Below are 25,444 nucleotides of genomic sequence, written 5' to 3'. Positions count from 1 at the left end.
GGACACAAATCATCGAAAAATGAGGGTGTGACATGATGCAGCGCTTGCCTCGCTGGGTAGAGTGGGGCGGATTTCTACTGGCCACGAATGCTGGCTTTGTGAATGCAGTCGGTGTGTTGGGCTTCCGCCACCAGGCGGTTTCGCACCTGACCGGAATTTCTACTTTTTTCTCAATTGAAATTATGCGGGGTGACAGCTTGCAAGTGATGCATTTGTTGTGCGTCATGATTTTCTTTGTGCTGGGCGCGATTATTAGCGGCGTGGTGATAGGCCACGAGGCACTCAGGCTTGGCAGGCAATATCATCTTGCATTGTGGATAGAAGCCGGATTGCTGACATTATCCGTGTTATTGCTGAATCACGGCTGGCTTAGCGGGCAGTGGCTGGCTTCTGCCGCCTGTGGGTTACAGAATGCGATGACCAGTACCTTTAGCGGGGCAGTCGTGCGTACGACGCATGTGTCAGGCTTGTTTACTGATATCGGCATTGCCCTGGGCCTGCGCATACGGGGGCAAGCCGTCGATAAAAGGCGGCTTACATTATATTTAATACTGATTGGTGGTTTTGTTACTGGCGGTGTGCTGGGTGCCTGCAGTTTTATGCGTTGGCAATTCAATGCCCTATGGTGGCCTGTGTGCCATATTATCGGCTTGTCAGTGCTGTATTTCAGTCTCCGGCATCGCGCTTGATAAACGCTGGTATTGACCATCCACATAAAACTGTCACTAATTTGTAATACAATCAAGCTTAGAATTTTTAACATTTCAAGAAGCTAAGGCTATGTCGATTCAAACTGTTGCAACCCAACCATTCACTGACCAAAAGCCCGGTACCTCGGGATTACGCAAAAAAGTACGTGTATTCCAGCAGCCGCATTACCTGCAAAATTTCGTACAGAGTATTTTTGACACCCTGGAAATCCCGGCCGGTGCGACGCTGACAGTCGGCGGTGATGGGCGTTTTTATAACAAAGAGGCGATCCAGATCATCATCAACATGGCAGCAGCCAACGGCTTTGCCAAAGTACTGGTTGGTCAAAACGGCATCCTGTCTACGCCGGCTGCTTCCAATATCATCCGCAAATACCAAACCTTTGGCGGCATTATTTTATCGGCCAGCCACAATCCCGGCGGCCCTGATGATGACTTTGGGATCAAGTACAACACCAGCAATGGTGGCCCGGCACCAGAAAAAATCACGGATACGATTTTTTTGAATAGCACGCAAATCCAGGCGTATAAAATAGTCGATGACCTGCCTGAGATAGATTTGTCTTCCGTAGGTATGACCACGCTGGATGGTTTTACCGTAGAAGTCATAGACGCGGTGGCTGATTACGCAGATTTGATGGAGAGCATGTTTGACTTTGCGGCGATCAAGCGCTGGCTGGCAGATGGGCATCGCCTGAAATTTGACGCCATGCACGCAGTGACCGGCCCCTATGCCAAAGAAGTATTCGTAAACCGGCTCGGCGCGCCAGCCACCAGTTTGATGAACTGCGAAGTTTCGGAAAACTTTGGGGGCGGCCACCCTGACCCTAACCTGACTTATGCAGAAGAGCTTGTGGCCATCGCTTACGGCGAGCAAGCACCCGATTTTTCTGCTGCTTCTGACGGTGATGGCGACCGCAATATGATTCTGGGTAACCGTTTCTTTGTCACGCCCTCTGACAGCCTGGCCTTGATTGCTGCTAATGCCAAATTAATTCCAGCCTACGTCAACGGCTTGTCTGGTGTGGCGCGCTCCATGCCTACCAGCGGCGCGGTTGACCGAGTGGCGGCCAAGCTCGGCATTGATTGCTATGAAACCCCCACTGGCTGGAAGTTTTTCGGCAACCTGATGGATGCGGGCAAAGTGACCTTATGCGGTGAAGAAAGCTTTGGTACCGGCAGCGACCATGTGCGCGAAAAAGACGGTTTGTGGGCAGTGTTGTGCTGGCTCAATCTGCTGGCGGCGACTGGCGAAAGCGTAGAGTCGCTGGTACGCAAACACTGGCAGCAATATGGGCGTAACGTGTATTCCCGCCATGATTATGAAGCCGTGCCGACCGCCCCTGCGCAAGCCGTGATGAGCCATGTCAAACAGCAGTTTGAAACTTTGCCGGGCCAGGTGTTTGGCAGTTATACCGTTCACACGGTGGATGACTTCAGCTATACCGATCCTATCGATAGTTCTATCAGCACCGGGCAAGGCTTGCGTATCCTGTTTACTTGCGGCTCGCGTGTTGTGATTCGTCTCTCTGGCACCGGGACTGAAGGCGCAACCATTCGGGTTTACCTCGAGGCATACACTCAAGACGCTGCTCAGCAACAACTGGATGCCCAGGATGCTTTGGCGGAGCTGATTTCAGTCTCCAACCAGATTTCGAACTTGCCATTATTAACCGGCAGGCAACAACCCACTGTGATTACTTAAAGCAATGGCTGCGCACACGATCAGGGTGAGTAAAAATGATTAAAAAAAGCATTTTTTGGCCGGTGTTATTGTCTTTTGCATTGGTCGCTTGCGGCATCAATCCCGTGACCAAGCAGCGTGAGTTCCAGTTCGTCTCGCAAGACAAGGAAATCCAGATCGGCCAGCAAAATTACAGTCCTGCCCGCCAGTCACAAGGCGGCGATTATGTCCTGGATACTGAATTGACCCGTTATGTGCAGCAAGTAGGGCAGAAGCTGGCAGCAGTGTCGGACCGTCCGGATTTACCTTATGAGTTTGTGGTATTGAATGACTCTGTCCCAAATGCCTGGGCCATGCCCGGCGGCAAGATTGCATTCAACCGCGGCCTGCTTTACGAGTTGCACAGTGAGGCCGAGCTGGCTGCCGTGCTGGGACACGAGATTGTGCATGCAGCCGCCCGCCATGGTGCCCAGGGCATGGAACGCGGCATGTTTATGCAGGGGGCAATGCTGGCGGTAGGCCTGGCTACCCGCGATTCCAATTATGCCAACCTGGTGGTGGGTGGTGCGCAATTGGGCGGCCAGCTGATTACCAGCAAGTATGGTCGTGACGCCGAATCAGAAGCTGATACCTATGGCATGAAGTATATGAAACTGGCTGGGTATGATCCGGCTGCGGCCGTCACTTTGCAGGAAACTTTTGTCCGGCTGAGTGAAGGCAAGCGGCAGGACTTTATCAGTGGCCTGTTTGCCAGCCATCCGCCATCGCAAGCGCGGGTCGATGAAAACAAAAAAACACTGGCTGAGCTTGGCCCGGGCGGCGAAATGGGCAAAGAAGTCTATGCCGAGAAAGTCACCAAGTTGATGGCGACGCGTGAAGCGTATAAAGCTTACGACGAAGGCAAAGCAGCTTTACAAAAAGGCGATGCCGATAAGGCGAAATCTTTAGCCAAAAAAGCCATTAGCATAGAGCCCAAGGAAGCCCGCTTTCAGGAGTTGTTGGGCGATATAGCGCTGACGCAAAAGAACACTACCGAAGCCCTGGCTTTGTATGACAAAGCTATCAAGATGCAACCTGACTATTTCAAACCGTATGTACAAAGTGGCATTGCCCTGTTCAACGCAGGTAAAAAGGAACAGGCAGAACCTTTCCTGAAGAAAGCCAATGCCTTGCTGCCAACTGCACCCGGCTATGCCCTGCTGGGGCAAATTGCAGAAGGCCGTGGCGAATCAGCGCTGGCATTGCAACACTATCAATTGGCTGCCAGCTCAGATTCAGACATCGGCAAGGATTCAGCCGCTCGCGCCATGCGCCTTGACTTGCCACGTAATCCGGGACGCTACCTGCCTTCCGGCCCGATTGCCGATAATACCGGCCTGGTATATGCCGCCGTGCAAAACAATAGCAATGTCACCGTAGGTCGCGTCCAGGTCAGGATGCTGCAATACGATAACCGTGGCCGCCTGGTCAATCAGACGCGGTCTATGCTGATCACCGGCGGTATTCCTCCTGGCAAGCGTGGCTCGGTAGAAACAGGGATACGTATCCAGGATCAGGCCTCGTTACAGTTTTTCCGTGTGGTGGTTGAAGGGGCCGAGTTGGCGCGGTAGTGCCTGCTGAGTGGGAAGATTCATGGCGACACAAGATACCTGCTGTTCAGTTGCTCCGTATTTCCAGATCCATCCGGGTAAGGCAGAAGCTTTTCGCGCAATTGCTGAAAAATATGTGCAGTGGTCGGCCCGCGAGCCTGGCTGTTTATATTACGGATTCAGTTTTGATGGCGACTTTGCGCACTGTCGCGAAGGATTCCAGGATGCCAATGCCTTGTTGGCGCATCTGGATAACCTGCGACCTATTCTGCACGAGATGGGTGAAGTGTCCAGCCTGGTGAAAATAGAAATACACGGCGCGGAACAGGAGCTGGCGAAATTGCGTGCGCCTCTGGCAAATATGAATCCGCAATATTTTGTGCTGGAGTTTGGTTTCAGGCGAGGTTAGTGTTTTGCCTGAGTTTCTGTCGAAAGCGTTGTGCTATCTTCACCATCACGGATAGTCATGACACCGCGATAGAGTCTGACATCCATGCGCCCCAGAAAGCTCATTCCCAATAATGCGTCACCTTCCAGCCCGGGCGTAATCGTCGCTGCGACATCGTTTGCCACGATGCCTCCTAACTGCACGGTTTTCAGTCTCACCAGGTAAGAAACTGCATTGCCATTGGCGGTATGGGTATTGATGGCGTCGGTGCTAGCCAACCCCAGCCGGTCTGCCACATGCTGCGAGATGGCTACACCGGTGGCACCGGTATCTACCAGCACACGTACACGCTCACCATTGATCAGCGCTTCAGCACTGTAATGCCCATCTGGCCCGCGTTTAAGTGTCGCTACATTGAGTTTGCCGACTTGCTCCAGCGTATTTGGATGCTGCACGCGGTCTACCAGTAACCAGACAAGTGCGGCCAAACCCAGCCAAAGTACTACATATAGCAGACTCTGGCCGCGGGAATGTAATCGTTGAGAAAGGCGAGGGTAATTGGGCATGTTTTTTCAATGGTGACTTAAAAAGGAATTTTCAAGTCAGGGCGGGCATTCAGTAACAACTCGCGGAAGATATTTTTGATGCGCGCCAGTGCCTTTTGATTGTCTGCTTCAAAACGAAGCACTAACACAGGTGTTGTGTTCGAGGCACGGATCAAGCCAAAGCCATCTGCATACTCTACCCGCAAGCCATCGATATCAATCACTTCAACAGCTGCCGGAAACGCTGCGGTTTCTTGCAGCTGTGCAATCAAGGCATGCGGCTCGCCTTCAGCCATCACTATCTGTAATTCTGGGGTGTTGACACTATCCGGCAAGGCTTCCAGCACTGCGCTGGCATCACTCACCCGACTGACAATTTCAAGTAAACGTGCGGCACTATAAAGACCATCGTCAAAGCCGAACCAGCGTTGCTTGCCTTGTTTTTGATCATTGAAGAACAGGTGGCCGGATAACTCGCCACCAATCGCGGCACTGGTCTCACGAATCTTCGCTTTCATCAAAGAATGACCTGTTTTCCAGATCACCGGTTTGCCACCATGTTTGCGCGTCCACTGGCTCAAATAGCGGGTGGATTTCACATCAAACACAACGCTGCTACCGGGTTGATGTGCTAATACATCTTCAATAAACAGCATCAGCTGACGGTCGCTACGGATGATCTGTCCCGATTTAGTCACCACGCCTAACCTGTCACCATCGCCATCAAACGCCAGTCCAAGTTCGGCATCGCCTGTTTGCAATCTCGCAATCACATCCTGCAGGTTTTTGGCTTCTACCGGGTCTGGATGATGATTGGGGAAATTGCCATCTACCTCACAAAACAAAGGGTCAACCATGCATCCCAGTGCTTCAAACAAAGCTTGCGCATAAGCACCCGCTACGCCATTGCCGCAATCAACTACCACACGCATGGTGCGCGCCAGTTGAATGTCTTCAACAATCGTTTGCTGATAGGCTGGGTAAATATCGTAAGTGGAGGTTTTACCAGGGTGACTACTTAAATAAAACTGCTGCTGGTCTATCTGCTGCCGTAGCGCCTGGATGGCTTCACTGCTCAATGTCTCACCGGCAAGTACCATTTTCAAGCCGTTATACTGCGGCGGGTTATGGCTGCCAGTGATCATCACGCCGCTGGTGCTTCGCGGCAAATAGTGGGTGGCGAAATAAAGCATAGGCGTTGTGACCAGGCCAAGGGAAATAACGTCAACGCCTGTTTGTAATATGCCTTCGGCTAAGGCCCTTGCGAGTGCCGGGCTGGATAACCGACCATCATAACCCACGCAGATGGATTGCTCGCCAAGTGCCTGCACTTGTGTGCCTAGCGCCAGGCCTATCAGCCGGACAATCTCTGCTGTCAGCGTTTCATCAACAATGCCGCGTATATCGTAGGCTTTAAAAATCGAACCGGGCAATGCAGTTGAGGTCATCTACTCTGCTTCTTCTATCCAGGCCAGTTGTATGCCTTCGAGCACTTTTTCGCCGCAACGAGAAATATCATCATCAAAGCCATCCAGCGCCATTACCCACTGCATTAAATCGGTAAAACGTATGGTTTTAGGATCAATATCGGGATACTTGTCATACAGTTCTTCGGCGATGCGCTGGCTATCGGTCCATTTCATTTTAATCACTTCCTGTTTACTGGATTACACATCATTTGATTATAACTGAGTAGTCAGGATTTAGAACTTCGGGCTTTCCTGCGTTACCCTGGTAAAGAGTGCCTTTGACAGAATTATCCTACAGTCTTGTCAGACTTGTAGGACTGGTCATGCCAGTTGAGCGTGGCAACATACCAAGATGAATAATGAAGTGAATAACAAGGCCGTGATCGGCAATTCTCCAACACACACTACAGGCATGCGGACACTGCGCTGGACTGGTGGATTTTTATTGGTGCTGGTCGTGATCATTGTGTGCTGCGAACTTGCCGGCTGGCCTTTTCTACGCCAGCCGATGCAAGACTTTACCAGCAAGACATTGCACAGAGATGTATTAATTGAGCGGCCATTTCATCTGCAATTGCTTGGCGGCATCCGCCTGCAAGTAGGCCACTTGCAGATTTCAGCGCCGCCAGAATTTAAGGTCCCTTATTTAGTGGATGCGCGTGGCTTGGACCTCAAGCTGCGTTACCGTGATTTGTTCCAGCTCGAAGAAGGCCAGGCCTATCGCATTAAAGCTATTCGTGCAGAACAGCTTGATGCCTACATGAAGCGCGATAGCAAGAAAAAAGCCACCTGGGATTTTGAACTGGATGATTCCGGTCCGGCACGCCCTTTCCCGTTTATTGAAGAACTCTCTGTCAACAAGGGGCAGGCCCGTGTCGATGACGCAGTGACCAAAGCTTACCTCGCTACCAGTTTTTACACAGAAGAAGGTGCACATCATAAAACGCCGGAATCCAGTCTAAAGGTTAAAGGCGAGTTTGGTAAACGCCCGCTAGAAGGCGAACTGGTTACCCAGGGCTTCCTCCCGGTGGCTACGCAAGGTAAAGATTCTGCACCTATCAATTCCAAAGGCTGGCTGAAATATGGTGCGGTCAATCTTAAGTTTGATGGGGCTGTCTATGATTTATTCGGTACCCAGCGCGTGAAAGGTAAATTGGATGTCAACGGACCTTCATTAGCAGATGTGGGTGATTTGCTAGACCTGGCTTTCCCTCGCACGCCGCCATTTAAGGTAGCCGCGAAAGTTGAAAAAAATACAGATCAATGGAAGGTCAATGTATCGGATGCGCAAATAGGACGTAGCCGCCTGGCCGGACAGTTTGTCTACGATTATGGTGATTTAAAGCCTATGCTGACCGGCGACGTGAAAGGTCCGTTGCTTGTATTGGCCGACCTGGCGCCAGCCTTTGGTGCGCCAGCCACTAGCACTACTAGCAACAAGAAACCAGCCAAAATATTCCCCGATGAGTCGCTTGATTTTGCAACTTATGACAGGATGAATGCCAATATCAACATTCATTTTGATGCAGTTGATTTGGGTAGTATTTTTAAAGAACGTATTTCGCCACTGGATTTTCAATTAACCTTGCAGGATCGTAAACTGACGGTTGCGAAATTGAATGCCGGAACCGCTCAGGGCAGCCTCTCGGGCGCATTGTTGATTGATGCGCCAGAAGCCAAAAACAAAGATGAATCTGTCAATCCACCAGCACCGAAGTGGGATATTCAACTCGCGCTGAAAAATATTCAGTTAGAAAAGTGGTTAAAGGTGAAGCCGGAAGATCAAGCACCTAAAGACAAATCAAAAGATAAAAAGGATGTAGACAAAGACGCGCCTGCTTACATCACCGGCGAGTTAAATGCCAAGGCCAAGCTAAAAGGTGAGGGCAAATCAACAGCCGCCTTATTGAAATCCTTGGATGGGCAATTGGCATTGATGGTGCGTGATGGCGAAATCTCGCACTTGGTCGTTGAAGCCGCAGGCCTGGATATTGCGCAAAGTGTAGGCTTGTTATTAGGAGGGGACCACTCTCTCCCCATGCAGTGTGCGGCAATGGGCTTGAACGCCAAACAGGGCGTGTTAACGCCTGAAGCTGCCTTGATCGACACGCCAGTCACCACAGTCTACATTCATGGCAATATGGATTTGGGGGAAGAACAATTTAACCTTAAATTGCAGGCTAATCCGAAAAACTTTTCGCCATTCACTGTGCGCTCGCCGATTTTAGTAACTGGTCCATTTGTGAATCCAACCGTATCAATCAGCCCTGGCCCTATCGCAGCGCGGGTCGCTGGTAGCGTCTTGCTGGCCATCGTGACACCGTTTGCCGCGATTCTGCCCTTCCTGGACCCTGGTAGTAGTGATCAACCTGCCAATGAAGGATGCCTGCAAACATTGCAAGAGCTGAAGTCAAAAGGTAAGCGCTAGCTTATTAGCAAACTTTCATAACTGGGGCAAAAAAAGAGCCCAACCGAAGTTGGGCTAGGGAGCGATTTTGGAGATACGCTTACGAATTCTATTTAGCATAACTTGTGCCAGTTTTATAAATTCCATTTAAATCAAATGGATAGCTTAAATTAAAATTAATTATATTGTTGCCAATTAAATAATTGCTTTGTTATGCGCACTTTTTTGGTGCGTTAAGAACAAAGCTGGCGCACATCAGCGGAATATTCAGGCAAAGATTAATTTAATTTGCTGACTAAGGTGTTTGCAAAGCCTGAGTAATTTAGTCGGAAAAATACACCTTAAAAACAAGCCAAGTCGCATCACATAGTCGCATATGTTAAAATCCGGCTTTATTTTTATGAATACGGAAACTTGATCGTCATGTTTAGCTTTTCAAGAAACTTAAATGTTGCCGACCCGGCGTTAGCGCAAATGATTTCGTCTGAAGTCGAACGCCAGCATCAGCATATTGAATTGATCGCTTCAGAAAACTACACCAGCCCGGCAGTGATGGAAGCGCAAGGTTCACAGCTGACCAACAAATATGCCGAGGGTTATCCTGGCAAACGTTTTTACGGTGGCTGTGAGTTTGTTGATCAGGTTGAGCAACTGGCGATTGATCGCTTGAAAGCGCTGTATGGCGCCGAGTATGCCAACGTGCAGCCGCATTCAGGTTCACAGGCCAACCAGGCGGTGTATTTCTCTATCCTGAAACCGGGCGATACGGTCATGGGGATGAATCTTGGTCACGGTGGTCACCTGACACACGGTTCTCCGGCTAACTTGTCCGGTAAATTATTCAATATCGTGCCATATGGCTTGAACGATAAGGAAGAAATCGATTATGACGAGATGGAACGTATTGCCATCGAGTGCAAGCCAAAGTTGCTGATCGGTGGTGCATCCGCTTACGCCCTGCGTTTTGACTGGGCACGTATGGCTGAAATCGCCAAAAAAGTCGGTGCCTATTTCATGGTGGATATGGCGCACTATTCAGGCCTGATCGCTGCCGGCGTGTATCCTAATCCGGTGCCGCATGCTGACTTCGTGACTTCTACTACCCACAAAACCTTGCGTGGTCCTCGCGGCGGTATCATTTTGGCTAAAGCTGAATTTGAGAAATCCATCAATTCCAATGTGTTTCCAAGCTTGCAAGGTGGCCCGTTGATGCATGTGATTGCTGGTAAAGCGACTGCTTTCCTGGAAGCTGCACAACCTGAGTTCAAGGTTTACCAGGAGCAGGTATTGAAAAATGCCAGCGCAATGGCTAAAACATTGGCTGAGCGTGGCCTGCGCATTATTTCCGGCCGCACTGAGTCGCATGTGTTCCTGGTCGATTTGCGCCCTAAAAACCTGACTGGTAAAGCCGCGGATGCTTACCTTGGCCAGGCGCATATCACTGTCAATAAAAATGCAATTCCTAACGATCCGGAAAGCCCATTCGTCACTTCCGGTATCCGTATCGGTTCACCAGCGATTACGACACGTGGCTTTAAAGAGGCCGAAGCTGTGCAAGTCGCTAATTTAATTGCGGACGTGCTGGATAATCCTGAAAGTGCGGAAGTGATTGAAGCGACCAAGGCAAAAGTACATGCCTTGACGGATGCATTTCCTGTTTACGGTAAATAAGCAGAACTTTGACGACGTTGACCTGATATGAAGTGTCCGTTTTGCGGTGCTGATGATACACAGGTAGTGGATTCCCGCCTCAATGAGGAGGGGAATTCCATACGCCGTCGTCGCCGTTGCCAGGTGTGTGACAAACGCTTTACCACCTATGAAACGGCGGAATTGCATCTGCCGCAAGTGGTTAAAGAGAATGGCACGCGTGAAGAGTTCAAACGGGAAAAACTGCGGGTTTCTTTCACTCGTGCTTTACACAAACGCCCGGTGCCAACCGAGTATGTGGACAAGGCGCTGGATAGAATTGTCCAGAAAATATTAGGCCTGGGCGCGCGTGAGGTGCCTGCGCGATTGCTTGGTGAAACCGTCATGCAAGAGTTGAAACAAATGGATCAGGTGGCGTATATCCGCTTTGCTTCAGTCTATAGAAGTTTTTCGGATGTGGATGATTTCCATAATGCCATCCGTGACCTGGACAATTAACCGGTAACAACACTACCCGAAAGGTAAGCGCATGAAACTGATCAGGATATCTGCGATTGTGCTGGCGGTATTTACGGTCATACTCACCATTGTATTTTTCACCTGGTGGGCATTTAAAGACCAGGCCGTGTTTGGCAGTGAAAAATTTGACCAGATGCGCTGGATAGAGTTATCCAATACCGTACAAAAGGATTGTCGGCGCGGTGATATGGCATACGATTTGAAAAGCCACATTCTTATCCGTGGCGCCAAAAAAGAAGCGGTAATGGCTTTGCTGGGCCGTCCCAGCCTGGAAGATGCCAACGCGCTGGAGTATGACCTCGGTAAATGTATGCATGTGTATCACGCATTACGGATTTATTTTGACCAGGATGGCCGGCTGACGCATAGCCAGATTTCCTCACACTAATCATAAGCGCTTGAATAACGCATTATTGTATTGCGCTTTACTGGCTGTATCACGACTTGACTCAAGACAAAAACCCGCAGGCGCGGGTTTTTTTGTATCATTTGGTTATGCAATGGACAACACAAGATTTTGAATGGATGACGCAGGCGCTCAGGTTGGCCGAGCGTGGCTTGTATACAACTTCACCGAATCCACGCGTAGGCTGCGTGATTGTGAAAAATGGACAGCTGATTGGTGAAGGCTTTCATCTCAAGGCGGGAGAGCCTCATGCCGAAGTACATGCTTTGCGGCAGGCTGGTAACCATACTAAAGGCGCCACTGCGTATGTCACATTAGAACCATGTAGCCACTATGGCCGTACGCCACCATGCGCTCACGCACTGGTTGAAGCCGGTGTCAGCCGGGTAGTGATTGCGATGCAAGACCCTAACCCGCTTGTGGCAGGCAAAGGCATTGCGTATTTGCAATCGCATGGCATAGAGGTCACCTCCGGCTTGCTGCAAACGCAGGCGCAAGCGCTTAACCCTGGTTTTATACTGCGCATGACGCAACAACGTCCTTATGTGCGTTTAAAAGTAGCCGCCAGCCTGGATGGTAAAACGGCTTTAGCGAATGGTGCCAGTCAATGGATTACTTCCGCTGCTTCACGTAAAGATGTACATCACTGGCGTGCGCGCAGCTGCGCCATGCTGACTGGCATAGGTACAGTATTGCATGATGACCCTTCGCTAACGGTGCGCGAAGTAGATACGCCCCGGCAACCTTTACGCGTGATTGTCGATAGCCAATTACGTATCCCGTTAAATGCCAGGGTCTTGCATGGTGGCCATGCCGTCATCGCTTACGCACAAGCTCCGCAAGATAAGCTGGCACTATTGCAGGCACAGGGTGTCCAAACGATTGCTTTGCCCGATGCTGCCGGGCAAATAGACACCAATGCTTTACTCAAGACTTTGGCCCAACAGCAAATCAATGAAGTCATGGTTGAAGCGGGCGCCGGGCTTAACGGTGCAATGCTGCAAAGCGGGTTGGTAGACGAGTTATTAATGTATTACGCGCCCAAGCTCATGGGTAATACAGGCGCGGGTATGTTTAACTTGCCGGCTTTTGAGACGATGTCGCAGGCGTTGGATCTAAACATTATTGATGTTCGCCATTTTGGCCAGGATATTCGCATTCAGGCCAAGTGTCGCTAACGCCAAATTTAATCACTGTTAAGTACACCATGTTAATTGACACCCACTGCCATCTGGATGCCGCAGAGTTTGATGCCGACCGTGAAGCGGTCTGGCAATCGGCGCTGGATGCCGGTGTGCGCTCCATCGTTATCCCTGGCGTGCTGGCTGATAACTTCCAGCCGATCATGCAATGGTGTGCACAACACCCTCAGGCTGCATTTGCCTTGGGCTGGCATCCATTGTTTGTAGATCAGGCAACCGATGACGCCCTGGAACATCTGCAACAGACTATCGCAAACGTATTGCAAGGACCGCAGGCGCACCAGCTAGTGGCTATTGGCGAGATCGGGCTGGATTTTTATATCACTCGCGACAACGAAGCGCACCAGATCGCGATGTTTGAAGGGCAATTGCAACTCGCCAGGCAATTTGAGTTACCGGTTATCCTGCATGTGCGCAGTTCTATAGATACGGTACTTAAGTATTTACGCAAGCACAATATTCATCAAGGCATTGCTCATGCTTTCAATGGCAGCCGTCAGCAGGCAGATGCAATGGCTGCACAGGGATTAAAAATGGGTTTTGGTGGTGCCATGACATGGCCGCGTGCACTCAGGATTCGAAAACTGGCTGAAGAACTGCCATTGGAACATATCGTTTTAGAGACAGATGCGCCAGATATACAGCCGGTCTGGATAGGCCATCACCGTCGCAACACCCCTGATCAATTAAAAAAGATAGCTGAGGAAATAGCCTCAATTCGCCGCATTGAAATTTCGCAACTCATTGAAATGACAGGTAAAAATTCTTTGCAAGTTTTGCCTAAATTAGCCCATTTATGCACATGACTTAAAGTGACACATTAAGAATGTGTCCAAAGTGTTTCAATTATAGTGGTGCTATTTAAGTCATTGATTTTAAACAATAAAAAAATAGATTAAAAAATGAACTTTTGGAAAAAACCCTTATAAATTGGTAAGTTACGCTTTTAAGACACAGCAATCCACAAAGTTATCCACAGTTTTTGTGGATGGAAAATTTGAGCTAGTCCTACAAAAAAATGCAAGCTGTTTTACACATATTTTTGTAAATAAAAATAAACCATACTGTTTTTGAAAATCATGAAAATCCGACACCAGCATTACCGAACAATATGGCGTGATGCGCAAACCGTATGCATCATAGATCAAACCCAATTGCCATTTGCATTGGTACTTGAACGCATCAGCACGCATCAGCAAATGTGCCACGCCATTAAGACCATGCAAGTGCGCGGTGCGCCATTAATTGGTGCTGCCGCAGCATATGGCATTGCTTTAGGTGTCCAGCGGAATGCCGATGATGAGAGCCTGCACAATATAGCCAGCCATTTGATTGCTACCAGGCCGACTGCCGTGAATCTGGCCTGGGCAGTACAACGCATGACACAACAACTCTTATCCCTGCCTGATATCCAAAGAGCACACGCCGCATGGGAGTTTGCGCAGGCAATTGCGGATGAAGATGTAGAGCAAAACCATGCCATAGGCCAGCATGGCAAACTATTGATAGCCGAAATAGCCGCAGATTCCACACGGGTAATCAATATCCTTACGCATTGCAATGCAGGGTGGTTAGCCACCGTAGATGGCGGCACTGCACTGGCACCGATTTATGCGGCCCATGATAGCGGTTTGAACGTACATGTATGGGTGGATGAAACCAGGCCACGTAACCAGGGTGCTAGCTTAACCGCCTGGGAGCTCGCCCAGCATGGCGTGCCGCATACGGTTATCACCGACAATGCCGGAGGCTATTTAATGCAGCATGGGCAAGTGGATATGGTCATTGTCGGTGCCGACCGTGTGACTGGCAATGGTGATGTCTGCAATAAAATCGGTACTTATCTCAAGGCGCTGGCAGCTTATGACCAGCAGGTGCCGTTTTATGCGGCGGTGCCAACGCCGACCATAGACTGGCAGTTAGTGCAGGGAACGGATATCGAAATTGAAATGCGTGATGCGGATGAAGTGGCCTATATGCAAGGGCAAAATGAGCAAGGGCAAGTTTGCCAGATCCGCGTTATCCCGCACGAAAGTGCGGCATTGAATCCGGCATTTGACGTCACTCCGGCGCGGCTGGTGACCGGCATAATTACCGAGCGCGGCGTTTTCCGTCCTGAACAATTACAGTCCCTGGAGTTATCGCCGTGAGTACGCCCGCACCAGCCATGCAGCTATTGGAAGCTGCCCGCAACCTGAGTGCTCTTGGCTTGAATAAGGGCACTTCCGGTAATGCCAGCATTAGGCTGTCAGATGGCTTTCTGGTCACGCCTTCAGGTGTGCCGGCCGAACAGCTGTCAGAAGATAGCATGGTGTATATGCAGTGGAATGGGACACCGGAGCCCGGTAAGAAACCTTCAAGTGAGTGGCGCATGCATATGGATATTTTGCAGGCCCGGCCTGAAGTGAATGCCATTCTGCATTGCCATAGCATGTTCGCCACCACCATTGCCTGCCTGGGACGGAATGTGCCGCCGTTTCATTACATGATTGCTGCTGTTGGAGGCGATAATATTCGCTGTGCACCGTATGCACTGTTTGGCACGCAAGCGTTATCCGATACAGCCGTTGTGGCATTACAAGATCGCAAAGCCTGTTTGCTAGCACATCACGGCATGCTGGCGCTAGGCAAGGACTTATCACAGGCCCTGGCCATCGCTGTCGAAGTGGAAAATCTATGTGAGCAGTATTGGCGCCTATTGCAATTGGGCGAACCTAAACTGTTGAGTGCGCAGCAGATGCAGGAAGTGGAAGCGCAGTTCAAAGATTATGGACAGTGGAAAAAATAACAGACTGTTATTGTTATTGTTAGTCAGTGATTGGCTTGAGCGCGTTAAAGCTTGGGAAAAAGCCCTTGTGTGGTTAAGCGCAATAGTTTTCCCGGATCACAAATATATACATGACCAGTCGAAGTCCCCGATTCCGGCGCCGCTAAAATAGCTTCTTTTGGTGCGTAACACTTTAACAATACACCCCCAGACTCTACTGCGTTGAGGCCTTTAGCATAAGTGGTCGCAATCTCTTCAGAGATCGTCCAGCAAAATCCAATCTTATCCTGGTCAAATAAAAACCAGCTTTCGCCGCGATACAAGGTCACGCCATCACCGTTATATCCGGGTAGAGCTCTCCTCAATACCTGAAGAATCAAGGTGTCATCCTTGATTTTGGCGCGCAAGTCACCACCGTAAATCAGCCACAAGGACTGAATTTTTTCTTTTAAGAAGATCGATTCATCATTAACACTGGCGAGGTAAGTGAAAGTCTCGCGCCATAAGGACGCATCGGTTGCGTTCACGTATGTGCCGTTACAAAACTGCCTGGCGAGAGATTGTGGTGTGACTATCATTCAAAAATAATGTATTGAGTAAACAGTTATAGAGTTAATTTCTAGCCGACTGATTCCGCCAGCATCGCTACCAAGAGTGAAACTTGGAAGGTAGGCTAAAAAATCCCAGATAACAATTAATCTTCGACTGGTTGTTGAGGTGTGTCCAATACAAGTTGATAAAACCCTAAATCCAGCCACCGGCCGAATTTGTATGCTGCCTGCGCGATTGTGCCCGCATGTGTGAAACCAAGCTTTTCGTGCAACATTACATTGCCGGTATTAGCAATATCAATTCCACCCACCATTACATGTACTTGGTTTGTTCTCGCTGCTGCTATCAGTTGTTGCATTAGCTGCAAACCCACACCTTTGCCTCTATGGTGTTTATGCACGTAGACCGAATGTTCGACTGTGTATTTGTAAGCTGGCCAGGCACGGAAGGTGCCATAACTGGCAAAGCCCAAGAGTGTGCCATCCGCATCTATCGCGCCAATGACTGGGAAGCGATTATCGTATTTGGTCTGAAACCAGCCTCGCATGGATGCAAGCGTGCGAGGTTTGTAATCATAGAGCGCTGTTGAATGAACAATAGCTTCGTTCAGTATGTCTAGTATGGCTTGCGCGTGAGAGTCAAACTGACAGTGAATGAATTGCAAATGGCTTTCCTGCGGCATAGGCTTAGATTAAATATGCACCCACTCGCCATCGATCAGTTTTTCCTGTGGCTGGAACTGTTGCTTGTAAGTCATTTTTTCGCTATCGGCAATCCAGTAGCCCAGGTAAAGATAAGGCAGCCCTAGCTGCTTTGCCCAGTCGATTTGCCACAGGATACTGTAAGTGCCATAACTGGCTTTATCGTTGGTGTCGTAAAAAGTGTATACCGCAGATAATCCATCAGCCACCAGGTCGACAACACTGACCATCTTGAGTACTTTTTGCTCATCCCGGAATTCGATCATGATACTTTCGACATTGGTCTGACATAAAAACTGCTGGTACTGAGAGGCTTCGTCTTCAAATTCGCCGACATGGTCATGGCCATTAGCGTGCCGTTGCTTCTGGTAAGCGTGGTATAGCGTAAAGTGCTCTTGCTGGTAGCTGGTTTCAATAATGGTGATTTGTAAATTGGCGTGTTTTTTAAACGCGCGTTGCTGGCTGCGGGTGGGTGTGAATTGCTCAACCGGCAAACGCACCGAAATGCAGGCATTGCATTGCTCACAATGCGGCCGGTAAGCAAACTTGCCACTGCGGCGAAAGCCCTGCTGTATCAACCCACTGTATACATTTGCATCCACCAGGTTTTGCGGCGTGGCAATCAGGCTTTGTGCCAGTTTTTTTGGCAGGTAACCGCAAGGGTAGGCAGTGGTCACATAGAACTGCAGTTTCTGCAGCGAGGCATCGTTAGGCAGCGTCATGATTAAGCAATCGTGTCATATCACCAGTTGATTTAAAGTTTCTATAAAACGCGCTCTTGGGATTTCATAAGCGCCAAAACTGGCCAGTAGTGGCGTATGCATCTGACAATCAATCATACCGACTTGTTGCGTGATTAGCCATTGCACCATGTGGGCAAAAGCCACTTTGGATGCATTACTGACATGGTGAAACATGCTTTCACCGTAAAACATGCGTCCGATTTTGACGCCATAGCAACCACCGACCAGAATGTCATCCTGCCAGGCTTCGACACTGTGCGCATAACCAAGTCTATGTAACTCAGAATAAGCTGCAGCCATGTGTTCGGAAATCCACGTGCCATCCTGATGGGGGCGGGCGGTACTTGCACATGCACTGATCACACTTTCAAACGCGGTATTAATACGGATTTCGAATAGTTGCTGCTGGATAACCTTGCGCAGAGAGCGGTTGATGGTAATTTCTGCCGGAAACAGGACCATGCGCGGATCAGGACTCCACCACAGGATAGGTTCGCCGGGGCTGAACCAGGGGAAAATGCCCCGTTGGTAAGCCGCAAGTAGTCGTTCCGCGGTCAGGTCACCACCAATCGCAATCAGCCCGTTAGGCTCAGCGAGGGCATGATGCAATGCCGGGAAGGGCGTGTATTGCTCAAGGATTAACACTTGCCCGCCGGGCAGCGGATAATAACTTTCTTGCATACGCGTCAATCAAACTGATACGGAGAGTGCTTGCTCATCCATTCTACAACTTTGTTGCCCGGCATGGCGCGTGCGATGCCATAACCTTGCGCATAGTCACAGCCCAGTGAACGCAAAATACGCGCTTGCTCGACTTTTTCAACGCCTTCAGCAATCACTTTGCGGCCAAATTCACGGCATAGTGTTACCACACTCCTGATCACGGCCATATCTTCCGGATTGACCAGCATATTGTGCACAAATGACTGATCAATTTTGATGATGTCTACTGGTAATCTTCGCAAATAAATAAGCGAAGAATAGCCAGTGCCAAAATCATCAATTGAAAACGAGACGCCTAGGTCATGGCATTGCTGGATCACACGATTCACACGGGCAAAGTCAGTGATAGCTGCGCTCTCGGTAATTTCAATATGCAGTTGCTGCGGTTTAATGTCAGGATATTTTTGTAGCAAGTTGGTGATGTGATCAGCAAATTGCTTGTGCATTAAATGTAAGGCGGCAATATTGACTGAAACCTGCGTTTCAAATCCTTGTTTTTGCCACTCGTTTAACTGGCGTAAACCTTCTTCGATGACCCAGTAACCGATATCAATAATCAGGGTAGTGTGTTCGACGGAAGCCAAAAAGTCGTTGGGATACAAGAGTCCGCGTAAAGGATGCTGCCACCTCAGCAGCGCTTCAAAACAGAAGATTTCACCCGTTTGCATGCATGCTTGCGGCTGGTAAACCAACCTGATGTGACTATGCTGAATGGCAACCAGCAGATCTTTCAGCAAGGTTTGTTGTTGTTGCGATTGTTGTGCTGAAGCCAGGTCGAACAGATGGTATTGGTGCCCGCCATGTGTTTTGGCATGGTACATGGCATGATCTGCATGCCTGAGTAAGGTATCGGGCGGATGATGATCGAATGGATACAGGGTATAACCGATACTGGCAGAAATCGAAAACTTGAACTTATCGATGGCAAACGGTTTTTCTATTGCCGTTAACAACCGCTTGAGCAAGCGGGTATATTCTGCCTGGGTGTGACAACCGCACAGCAGCATGGCAAATTCGTCGCCACCCAGGCGGGCAATGGTATCAGTAGGCCTGAGCATGCCGGTGAGGCGGCTTGCTAGTTGCGTCAGCAGTTTGTCACCGTACTCATGGCCATACTGGTCATTTACGATCTTGAAATCGTCCAGATCAATGTAGCAGATAGCGATTAAAGATTGCTCACGCTCCGCTTCAATCAAGGCATGCTGCAAGCGCCGCGAGAATAGCACGCGGTTAGGAAGCTGCGTCAGTGCATCATGGTAAGCCAGGTGTTCGAGTTTATTTTGCTGTTCTTTGGCATGAGTAATATCTGAGAACAAGCCAACGTAATGTTCAAAAGTACCGGCTTCATTCATCACAGGAGAGAGCTCGAGTTCGGTCAGATATTCCTGGCCGTGCCTGTGCTGGTTCCAGACTTCGCCTCGCCATTCCTGCACTCTCTGAGGTTTTTTGTAAAACGACTCGAAAAATTCAGGCTCATGACATGCCAGGCCAAATGCCTGTGGCGGTTTGCCGATCACTTCGGTTTGGCTATAACCTGTAATGGCACTAAAGGATGGGTTGCATTGCACAATCAGGCCATTGGCATCCGTAATAAAAATGGCATCGGTAGCATGTTCAAAAACGCTTGATGATATTTTCAGACGATTGGCATTCGTCTGAATCTGGCTCAGCATTTCGCGTAAACGGCGACGCATTTTTACCATGTTGGCAATCAAAGTGCCTGGCTCAGCAGTAGTATTGTCTTCGGCAAAGTCTCCACTTTCGATCCGCATCAGCATTTGTTTGGCAGTTTCAGGTTCGCCTCCCAGAGGATTTAAAACAAAACGCCGCAACCCGCTGATCAATGCGATCAATGCAACGAGCGCCACCACCAGAGTGATGATCAGTACTGGGGAAAGGGCGCCTAGCGCTGACCAGTAAGCCTCACTGGCAGGGTAAACAATATTGATGGTGAAATCCCATTCAGGCACTTCGCGCGTGACCTTTTTCCATTGATCATGTGTGTCATTGAGAGCCTTGCGTGCTTGTTGCTGGCTGACACCTGCGGTCAGGAATCGTATTTTTCCCTGATGATCGGTAATGGCGATAAAGCCTTTTTCCAGGAAACCCCATTGCCTGATTGCCTGGTCAATCGCATTGAAATTAAGTTTATAGCCAACATACCATGCACCTATCAGTTGCCCTTTGTGGTCATGCATGGGTTCATAACGGGAGAGGTAAGCTTCGCCCAAAATATCCACTACGCCGTAAAAGGTTTGATCGTTTAGCAGTTGCTTGATCGCTTTGCCTTTGGTGTCAAGCTCAGTGCCAAATGCATTACTGCCATCTGCTTTTTTTACATTGGTGGCAATGCGGAAAAAATGCTGGTCGTGCTTTACAAAAATGGTGGCTGTGCCGCTGCCAATCCGGGTCACTGAATCTACCAGAATGCTTTTGCCGGTTTGCGGCGTATTCCCGAATAACAGGTTAGGTACCTGTTTATCCTCCAGCGAGGTCATGCCATTAATCGAAGGTTGGCCTTCAAGTGACGCATATTGCTGTAGTAATGCCATACTGGAGAGCACATGTTCACTCACCAACGTTTTGGCGGTAATTAGCAGGTTTGATAGTTTTTGCGTCTCTTCATTTGCTTTTGATTGAATGTTAACCAGGTGTTGATTAAAGATATAAGCAAATGAAATCAGCCCGATAGTCAGGCTGATAGTAGCCAGTGGCAATAGGATTTTTTTGAAAAGTGCGTAGTGTTTCATTGTATATTTGTGTAAATATTATTTAACAAATCCTCCTTTATTCGCATGTTTATACAGACCTTTGCTGGTTGCTGCAATACAAATATGCGCACTAGATGGTGTCTATGCGCATACTAATGATCAGGACACTAAAAGAAAGTGAGGGACGGGTAATCAAGCAGTTTTTTTGAAAAAATGATTTCAAATCAATTGATTAACGCGTAAAATGCGCAGTCCTTAAGCATCGTCGGTCACTCGCGTGGAAACCTACACCTCCCTTACTGCAAAACCTGTCAGCAGCTATCGTCCTTATTGGGCGAAACGCTTTGGCACAGCGCCTGTGCTGCCTATGAGCCGCGCCGAGATGGATACGCTGGGTTGGGACAGCTGCGACATTATTCTGGTCAGTGGTGACGCCTATATTGATCACCCGAGTTTCGGGGCGGCACTGATTGGGCGTTTGCTGGAGGCCCAGGGTTTCAGGGTTGGTATCATTGCGCAACCAGACTGGCAGTCGGCTGAGGCATTCAAGGTATTGGGCAAACCTAACCTGTATTTTGGGGTGACCGCAGGCAATATGGATAGCATGGTTAACCGCTATACCGCCGACCGTAAAATTCGCTCTGATGATGCCTACACGCCGAATGCGGCGTCCGATAAGCGGCCAGACCGCGCGGTGCTGGTGTATTCACAACGCTGTAAAGAAGCCTATCCATCTGCGCCATTAGTGATTGGCAGTATTGAGGCCAGCCTGCGACGTATTGCGCATTATGATTACTGGTCGGATAAAGTCCGCCGCTCGATACTGGTAGATTCCAAAGCTGACCTGTTGCTGTATGGCAATGCAGAGCGCGCGATTATTGAATTGTCCCATAGGCTTGGCCGCGGCGAAGACATTGCCGATATTCAGGATATACGCGGTACCGCCTTTATTCGCAAACAGGTGCCGGACGAATTTGTTGAGGTGCCCTCGACACGCCTGGACCGCCCCGGTGTTGTCGATAAACATGAAGACCCTTATGCCATGAAAATGGGCAAAAGTGACGCCAGTTGCGCTACGGATGATAAGGGTAGTGATGCAGCAGCTGCGCCAACCATCAGCATGCCGCTGCCACTTAAGGCCGCCAAGGTACCGCGTGACCGCCAGGTCATCCGTATGCCTTCTTATGAAGAAGTGGTCAGCGACCCGGTGATGTATGCACATGCTTCACGCGTGCTGCATCTGGAAGCAAACCCTGGCAATGCACGTGCGCTGGTGCAGAAACACGGTAACCGCGAAGTGTGGCTGAACCCGCCGCCAATACCGCTAACGACCAAAGAAATGGACCATGTTTACGATTTGCCATATGCACGTAAACCGCATCCAGCATACGAAGGTGCCAATATCCCGGCTTGGGAGATGATCCGTTTTTCTGTGAATATCATGCGTGGCTGTTTTGGCGGTTGCACTTTCTGTTCGATTACCGAGCACGAAGGCCGTATTATCCAGAGCCGTTCCGAAGATTCTATCCTGCGTGAAATTGAAGAAATCCGCGATAAAGTTGATGGGTTTACCGGCGTCATTTCAGACCTCGGCGGTCCGACCGCCAATATGTACCGTCTATCCTGCAAGTCGGAAGAGATAGAGAAAAACTGCCGCAAACTTTCCTGCGTTTACCCCGGTATTTGTGAAAATCTGAATACGGATCACTCGGCACTGATCCAGCTCTACCGCAAGGCACGTAATCTGCGCGGCGTGAAGAAAATCCTGATTGGCTCCGGTTTACGTTATGACCTGGCGGTGAAATCGCCAGAATATGTCAAAGAGTTGGTGCAGCACCATGTTGGCGGCTACCTGAAAATCGCCCCCGAGCATTCTGAAGAAAACGTACTCAGCAAAATGATGAAGCCAGGCATGGGCGCTTATGATGAATTCAAACGTATGTTTGAAAAATTCAGCGCCGAAGCCGGCAAGAAACAGTACCTGATTCCGTATTTTATTGCGGCGCACCCAGGCTCTACTGATGAGGATGTATTAAACCTGGCGCTATGGCTGAAACGTAATGATTTCAGGCTTGACCAGGTGCAAACCTTTACCCCAACACCGATGGCGATGGCCACCGCCATGTATCACAGCGGCAAGAATCCTTTACGCAAAGTGACAAAGGATTCTGAGATGGTTCCGGTGCCCAAAGCTGGCAATGTGCGCAAATTGCATAAAGCCTTTATTCGCTATCATGACCCGCAAAACTGGCCGATGTTGCGTGAAGCCCTGAAAAAAATGGGCAGGGCAGATTTGATCGGCAATGGTAAAAAACATTTGATACCCGCCTATCAGCCGGCCGTACTCTCCAAAATTGTGCAGTCAGACGGCAGCCGGTTTGTGCCGAAAGTCATGCCTAAAGGCTTTAACCAGACCAAAAGCTACGCCAGCCCTAAAAAGGGTCCCGGTAGCCGCAAGCATTAATCTTAAGTGCTAAACCCTACTGGTTTAGCCTTAAGACAAATCAATCTTCGCATTTGTCAAAGTAGGGGGTCGGTAATCAGCCTGTGCACCCCATTTTGATTTTACTGATGCATCGACAGTGACATTGACTGAACGCATATTGTTTTGTATGACTTCATAAGGCCGGAAAAAGCGGCCGTCGCCCTTGACGAACAAACCTTTGAAAAAGCCATAAATCCCATAAGCAAAGTCCTTATAGGAATCAGTCGGTTTGGTTAAGTAGGCATTGGTGGGCGCTACATAAGGTTTCAGTTTTAAATTGGCATTGCGCGCTTTCTCAAGCATCCAGGCTAGTGACAGTGTCGATAGCGGGTCTTTGCCATAGCCGCCACCGACATTGGCATGCGCACCAATAAACCAGCGTTGCTCCACATCGGTGTTTTCAGGTTTTTTGGTGCCATTTTCATTGGTCCACATGGCAACGTTGTAAGCCTCACGGTTTTCATCCAGTGCCATGGCGTGATAGGCATAGGATACGATTTTGGATAGCTCGGTGTCATGCCAGGAATAAAGCGCCTTTTCGGAAATCATGGTACCTGGAATCCCCAGTGCGCCTACCGTGTCCCATACACCAAGGAAATGCACATTTACTTCCAGGCTGTATGTGTGCCTGAATGCCTGGCATTGATCACTATCAGGATGCGCAGATTTGTCTCGATATAAATCTTCTGCCCGTTGCAATAAATTTGGCGTACTTGTTTTGAGCAAACCACATTTGCGGATCAGCCCAACCATACTCCTGGCGGTATATGCGCCACGGCTAAAACCAAATACCCAGATTTCGTCCCCTTCCTTGTAATGTCTTGCCAGCCAGTCATATCCCTTAAGCAAGTTTTCGCTCAGGCCATAACCAAACAGGCCGCCACGTAATTTGCCACCAGGTGCTGTGCCTACGCCGGGTTCGTAAAAGAAGGTCTGCTTGATCTCATCATCATATTCTTCTATCAAAGTCGATAACTGGAATACATTGGTCAGGTCAGCAGGGTCATTCCAGGTGCCATCAAACAACACAATTAATCTTTCTTTTTTTCTCATCACATTGTCTCCAATCCGAATAAGTGTGAGCAGCAGTGAGCGATCAGCTGCTGTATGTGTCTCGGCCTGGCTTTGTTTCGATGAGGTTTTGGCATGGCAGCCTTTCTAAATTTATCGTTGCTATTATTTAACACATGGTAGCGCTGTCTCATTTATGTGACAACTTCAATGTGCTGATAAGCTTACAAACCTGTGATTGAAAATGAAATGTATGAGAGGATGTCGCAGGTATAGCTCGGCGCACGCTGCGCTTTGGTGATCACTGGAATGAGGAATACGATGCGATGTTTTTGGCTATTAGCCACAATGTTTTTACTGTTTAGTCAGCAGGGAAATACTGCTGAAAAGAGTTTATTCTGGCAGCTGGAATCGCCTGAGGGTCAGGTCAGTTACCTTTTTGGCACTATCCATACCGATGATAATCGGGTGACCAGCTTTTCGCCTTTAGTGCTGCAAGCATTGAAAAGTGTAGATACGTTTATGCTGGAGGTTGCTGACGAGCCGGCAGCCAAGCTGCTGCAATTGCCTCAAGGTGATTTAAAGCAATATTTATCTGAAGCCGAACTCGACCAGGTCGCGCAATTGGCAGATGTACATGTGATGCCGCTGGACAGGGTGCTGAAAATGAAACCATGGTTATTGGCGGTGCTGTTTGACCTGCCAAAACCGCAAACGCCATTTGCCCAGGATTTTTTGTTGAAAGCCAAGGCAGAAGAGATGGACAAAAGGGTCGTTGGCTTGGAAAATCCGCAAGAACATTTCGGGGTGATGGACAGCCTGACCATGGACGAGCAGTTGTTAATGCTGCATGCGGTACTTAAGCGTACCCAAAAACAAAAAGAAAAGGATTTTGAGCAGTTGATGAAAGCGTATCTGGCAGGCAACCCTGACCAGGTAGCAAACATGGACGATGAGATGACGCGCGGCGTGTTACCGGCAGAAGTATGGCAGCGCATGCGGGTCAAACTGCTGGACGAGCGCAATGTGAAAATGGCAGAGCGTGGTCTTGAGCAGGCAAAACAGGGCAGGGTGTTTATCGCCGTTGGGGCCGCGCACCTGGCAGGGAAAACTGGATTGATTCAGGCTTTTAAACAGGCCGGTTTTAAACTGACGCCCTTAAAAAAGTAATGTATTAAAAAG

Annotated in this window: 23 protein-coding genes; 14 read left to right on the top strand and 9 right to left on the bottom strand. The window is 49.2% G+C overall.

Features of this window, described 5'->3' with window-relative positions; translation table 11 throughout:
- The first annotated feature begins 32 nt into the window (after positions 1-32).
- The 4 genes from ASG34_RS09495 (at position 33) to ASG34_RS09480 (ending at position 4,392) form a co-directional block, all read left to right on the top strand.
- Positions 33-689 carry a YoaK family protein gene (locus ASG34_RS09495; protein ID WP_055829885.1) on the top strand — a complete coding sequence of 219 codons (657 nt, stop codon included), beginning with the start codon at positions 33-35 and terminating at the stop codon, positions 687-689.
- 91 nt (positions 690-780) lie between these two features.
- Positions 781-2,415 carry an alpha-D-glucose phosphate-specific phosphoglucomutase gene (locus ASG34_RS09490; RefSeq protein WP_055829883.1) on the top strand — a complete coding sequence of 545 codons (1,635 nt, stop codon included), beginning with the start codon at positions 781-783 and terminating at the stop codon, positions 2,413-2,415.
- 35 nt (positions 2,416-2,450) lie between these two features.
- A complete protein-coding gene (locus ASG34_RS09485; protein ID WP_055829881.1) occupies positions 2,451-4,004 on the top strand; it encodes a M48 family metalloprotease in 1,554 nt (517 codons plus the stop codon).
- A 22-nt stretch (positions 4,005-4,026) separates the two neighbouring features.
- Entirely contained in the window at positions 4,027-4,392 is a 366-nt protein-coding gene (locus tag ASG34_RS09480; protein WP_055829879.1) for a putative quinol monooxygenase, read from the top strand.
- Here the strand turns inward: ASG34_RS09480 and ASG34_RS09475 are convergent.
- The 3 genes from ASG34_RS09475 to iscX are packed head-to-tail and all read right to left on the bottom strand — an operon-like array spanning position 4,389 to position 6,559.
- Positions 4,389-4,937 carry a retropepsin-like aspartic protease family protein gene (locus ASG34_RS09475; protein ID WP_055829877.1) on the bottom strand — a complete coding sequence of 183 codons (549 nt, stop codon included), beginning with the start codon at positions 4,935-4,937 and terminating at the stop codon, positions 4,389-4,391. The two genes, ASG34_RS09480 and ASG34_RS09475, sit on opposite strands and share 4 nt — an antisense overlap.
- A 17-nt stretch (positions 4,938-4,954) precedes the next feature.
- Positions 4,955-6,364 (bottom strand): phosphomannomutase/phosphoglucomutase, encoded by a 1,410-nt coding sequence (locus tag ASG34_RS09470; RefSeq protein WP_055829875.1) that lies wholly within the window; start codon positions 6,362-6,364, stop codon positions 4,955-4,957.
- The gene (gene iscX / locus ASG34_RS09465; protein ID WP_055829873.1) at positions 6,365-6,559 is read right to left on the bottom strand and encodes a Fe-S cluster assembly protein IscX; all 195 of its coding nucleotides are present in this window, start codon (positions 6,557-6,559) and stop codon (positions 6,365-6,367) included.
- Between the two features lie 178 nt (positions 6,560-6,737).
- On the opposite strand from iscX, the gene ASG34_RS09460 reads away from it, so the two are divergent.
- From ASG34_RS09460 to ASG34_RS09425, 8 genes are all read left to right on the top strand, one after another.
- Positions 6,738-8,813, top strand: coding sequence for an AsmA family protein (locus ASG34_RS09460; RefSeq protein WP_235559752.1), 2,076 nt, complete (start codon positions 6,738-6,740; stop codon positions 8,811-8,813).
- A 402-nt stretch (positions 8,814-9,215) separates the two neighbouring features.
- Positions 9,216-10,463, top strand: coding sequence for a serine hydroxymethyltransferase (glyA, locus tag ASG34_RS09455; protein ID WP_055829871.1), 1,248 nt, complete (start codon positions 9,216-9,218; stop codon positions 10,461-10,463).
- Positions 10,464-10,490: 27 nt separating this feature from the next.
- A complete protein-coding gene (gene nrdR, locus ASG34_RS09450; RefSeq protein ID WP_055829868.1) occupies positions 10,491-10,940 on the top strand; it encodes a transcriptional regulator NrdR in 450 nt (149 codons plus the stop codon).
- A gap of 31 nt (positions 10,941-10,971) precedes the next feature.
- The gene (locus ASG34_RS09445) at positions 10,972-11,349 is read left to right on the top strand and encodes a hypothetical protein (RefSeq protein ID WP_055829867.1); all 378 of its coding nucleotides are present in this window, start codon (positions 10,972-10,974) and stop codon (positions 11,347-11,349) included.
- Positions 11,350-11,456: 107 nt separating this feature from the next.
- Positions 11,457-12,545: a bifunctional diaminohydroxyphosphoribosylaminopyrimidine deaminase/5-amino-6-(5-phosphoribosylamino)uracil reductase RibD gene (ribD, locus tag ASG34_RS09440; RefSeq protein ID WP_055829864.1), complete on the top strand. Its 1,089-nt coding sequence runs from the start codon at positions 11,457-11,459 to the stop codon at positions 12,543-12,545.
- 29 nt (positions 12,546-12,574) lie between these two features.
- Positions 12,575-13,375, top strand: coding sequence for a TatD family hydrolase (locus ASG34_RS09435; RefSeq protein ID WP_055829863.1), 801 nt, complete (start codon positions 12,575-12,577; stop codon positions 13,373-13,375).
- 273 nt (positions 13,376-13,648) lie between these two features.
- A complete protein-coding gene (mtnA, locus tag ASG34_RS09430; RefSeq protein WP_055829861.1) occupies positions 13,649-14,719 on the top strand; it encodes an S-methyl-5-thioribose-1-phosphate isomerase in 1,071 nt (356 codons plus the stop codon).
- Entirely contained in the window at positions 14,716-15,357 is a 642-nt protein-coding gene (locus ASG34_RS09425) for a class II aldolase/adducin family protein (protein WP_055829859.1), read from the top strand. Before mtnA ends, ASG34_RS09425 begins: the two co-directional genes overlap by 4 nt.
- Positions 15,358-15,401: 44 nt before the next feature.
- Here the strand turns inward: ASG34_RS09425 and ASG34_RS09420 are convergent, their stop codons facing one another.
- From ASG34_RS09420 to ASG34_RS09400, 5 genes are all read right to left on the bottom strand, one after another.
- Positions 15,402-15,863, bottom strand: a complete 462-nt coding sequence (locus ASG34_RS09420) for a hypothetical protein (protein WP_235559748.1) — start codon at positions 15,861-15,863, stop codon at positions 15,402-15,404.
- A 167-nt stretch (positions 15,864-16,030) separates the two neighbouring features.
- Positions 16,031-16,552, bottom strand: coding sequence for a GNAT family N-acetyltransferase (locus ASG34_RS09415; protein WP_200934490.1), 522 nt, complete (start codon positions 16,550-16,552; stop codon positions 16,031-16,033).
- Positions 16,553-16,579: 27 nt separating this feature from the next.
- Positions 16,580-17,311 carry an arginyltransferase gene (locus tag ASG34_RS09410; RefSeq protein ID WP_055829852.1) on the bottom strand — a complete coding sequence of 244 codons (732 nt, stop codon included), beginning with the start codon at positions 17,309-17,311 and terminating at the stop codon, positions 16,580-16,582.
- A 15-nt stretch (positions 17,312-17,326) separates the two neighbouring features.
- On the bottom strand, positions 17,327-18,013 hold the full coding sequence (gene aat, locus ASG34_RS09405; RefSeq protein WP_055829850.1) for a leucyl/phenylalanyl-tRNA--protein transferase: 687 nt from the start codon (positions 18,011-18,013) through the stop codon (positions 17,327-17,329).
- 5 nt (positions 18,014-18,018) lie between these two features.
- Positions 18,019-20,805 (bottom strand): bifunctional diguanylate cyclase/phosphodiesterase, encoded by a 2,787-nt coding sequence (locus ASG34_RS09400; RefSeq protein ID WP_088178554.1) that lies wholly within the window; start codon positions 20,803-20,805, stop codon positions 18,019-18,021.
- Between the two features lie 238 nt (positions 20,806-21,043).
- Between ASG34_RS09400 and ASG34_RS09395 the strand changes: the two genes are divergently transcribed.
- Positions 21,044-23,230, top strand: a complete 2,187-nt coding sequence (locus tag ASG34_RS09395; protein ID WP_055829848.1) for a YgiQ family radical SAM protein — start codon at positions 21,044-21,046, stop codon at positions 23,228-23,230.
- 30 nt (positions 23,231-23,260) lie between these two features.
- Here ASG34_RS09395 and ASG34_RS09390 read toward each other — a convergent pair whose 3' ends face one another.
- Positions 23,261-24,304 (bottom strand): DUF2235 domain-containing protein, encoded by a 1,044-nt coding sequence (locus ASG34_RS09390; protein ID WP_055829845.1) that lies wholly within the window; start codon positions 24,302-24,304, stop codon positions 23,261-23,263.
- A 279-nt stretch (positions 24,305-24,583) separates the two neighbouring features.
- Here ASG34_RS09390 and ASG34_RS09385 point away from each other — a divergent pair, with 279 nt between their 5' ends.
- Positions 24,584-25,432 carry a TraB/GumN family protein gene (locus ASG34_RS09385; protein ID WP_200934489.1) on the top strand — a complete coding sequence of 283 codons (849 nt, stop codon included), beginning with the start codon at positions 24,584-24,586 and terminating at the stop codon, positions 25,430-25,432.
- Positions 25,433-25,444 lie beyond the last annotated feature (12 nt).

Origin of the sequence: Methylophilus sp. Leaf416, from assembly GCF_001424665.1 — a bacterium.
Taxonomy (GTDB): domain Bacteria; phylum Pseudomonadota; class Gammaproteobacteria; order Burkholderiales; family Methylophilaceae; genus Methylophilus.
This window is presented reverse-complemented; position numbering and strand designations above follow the sequence as displayed.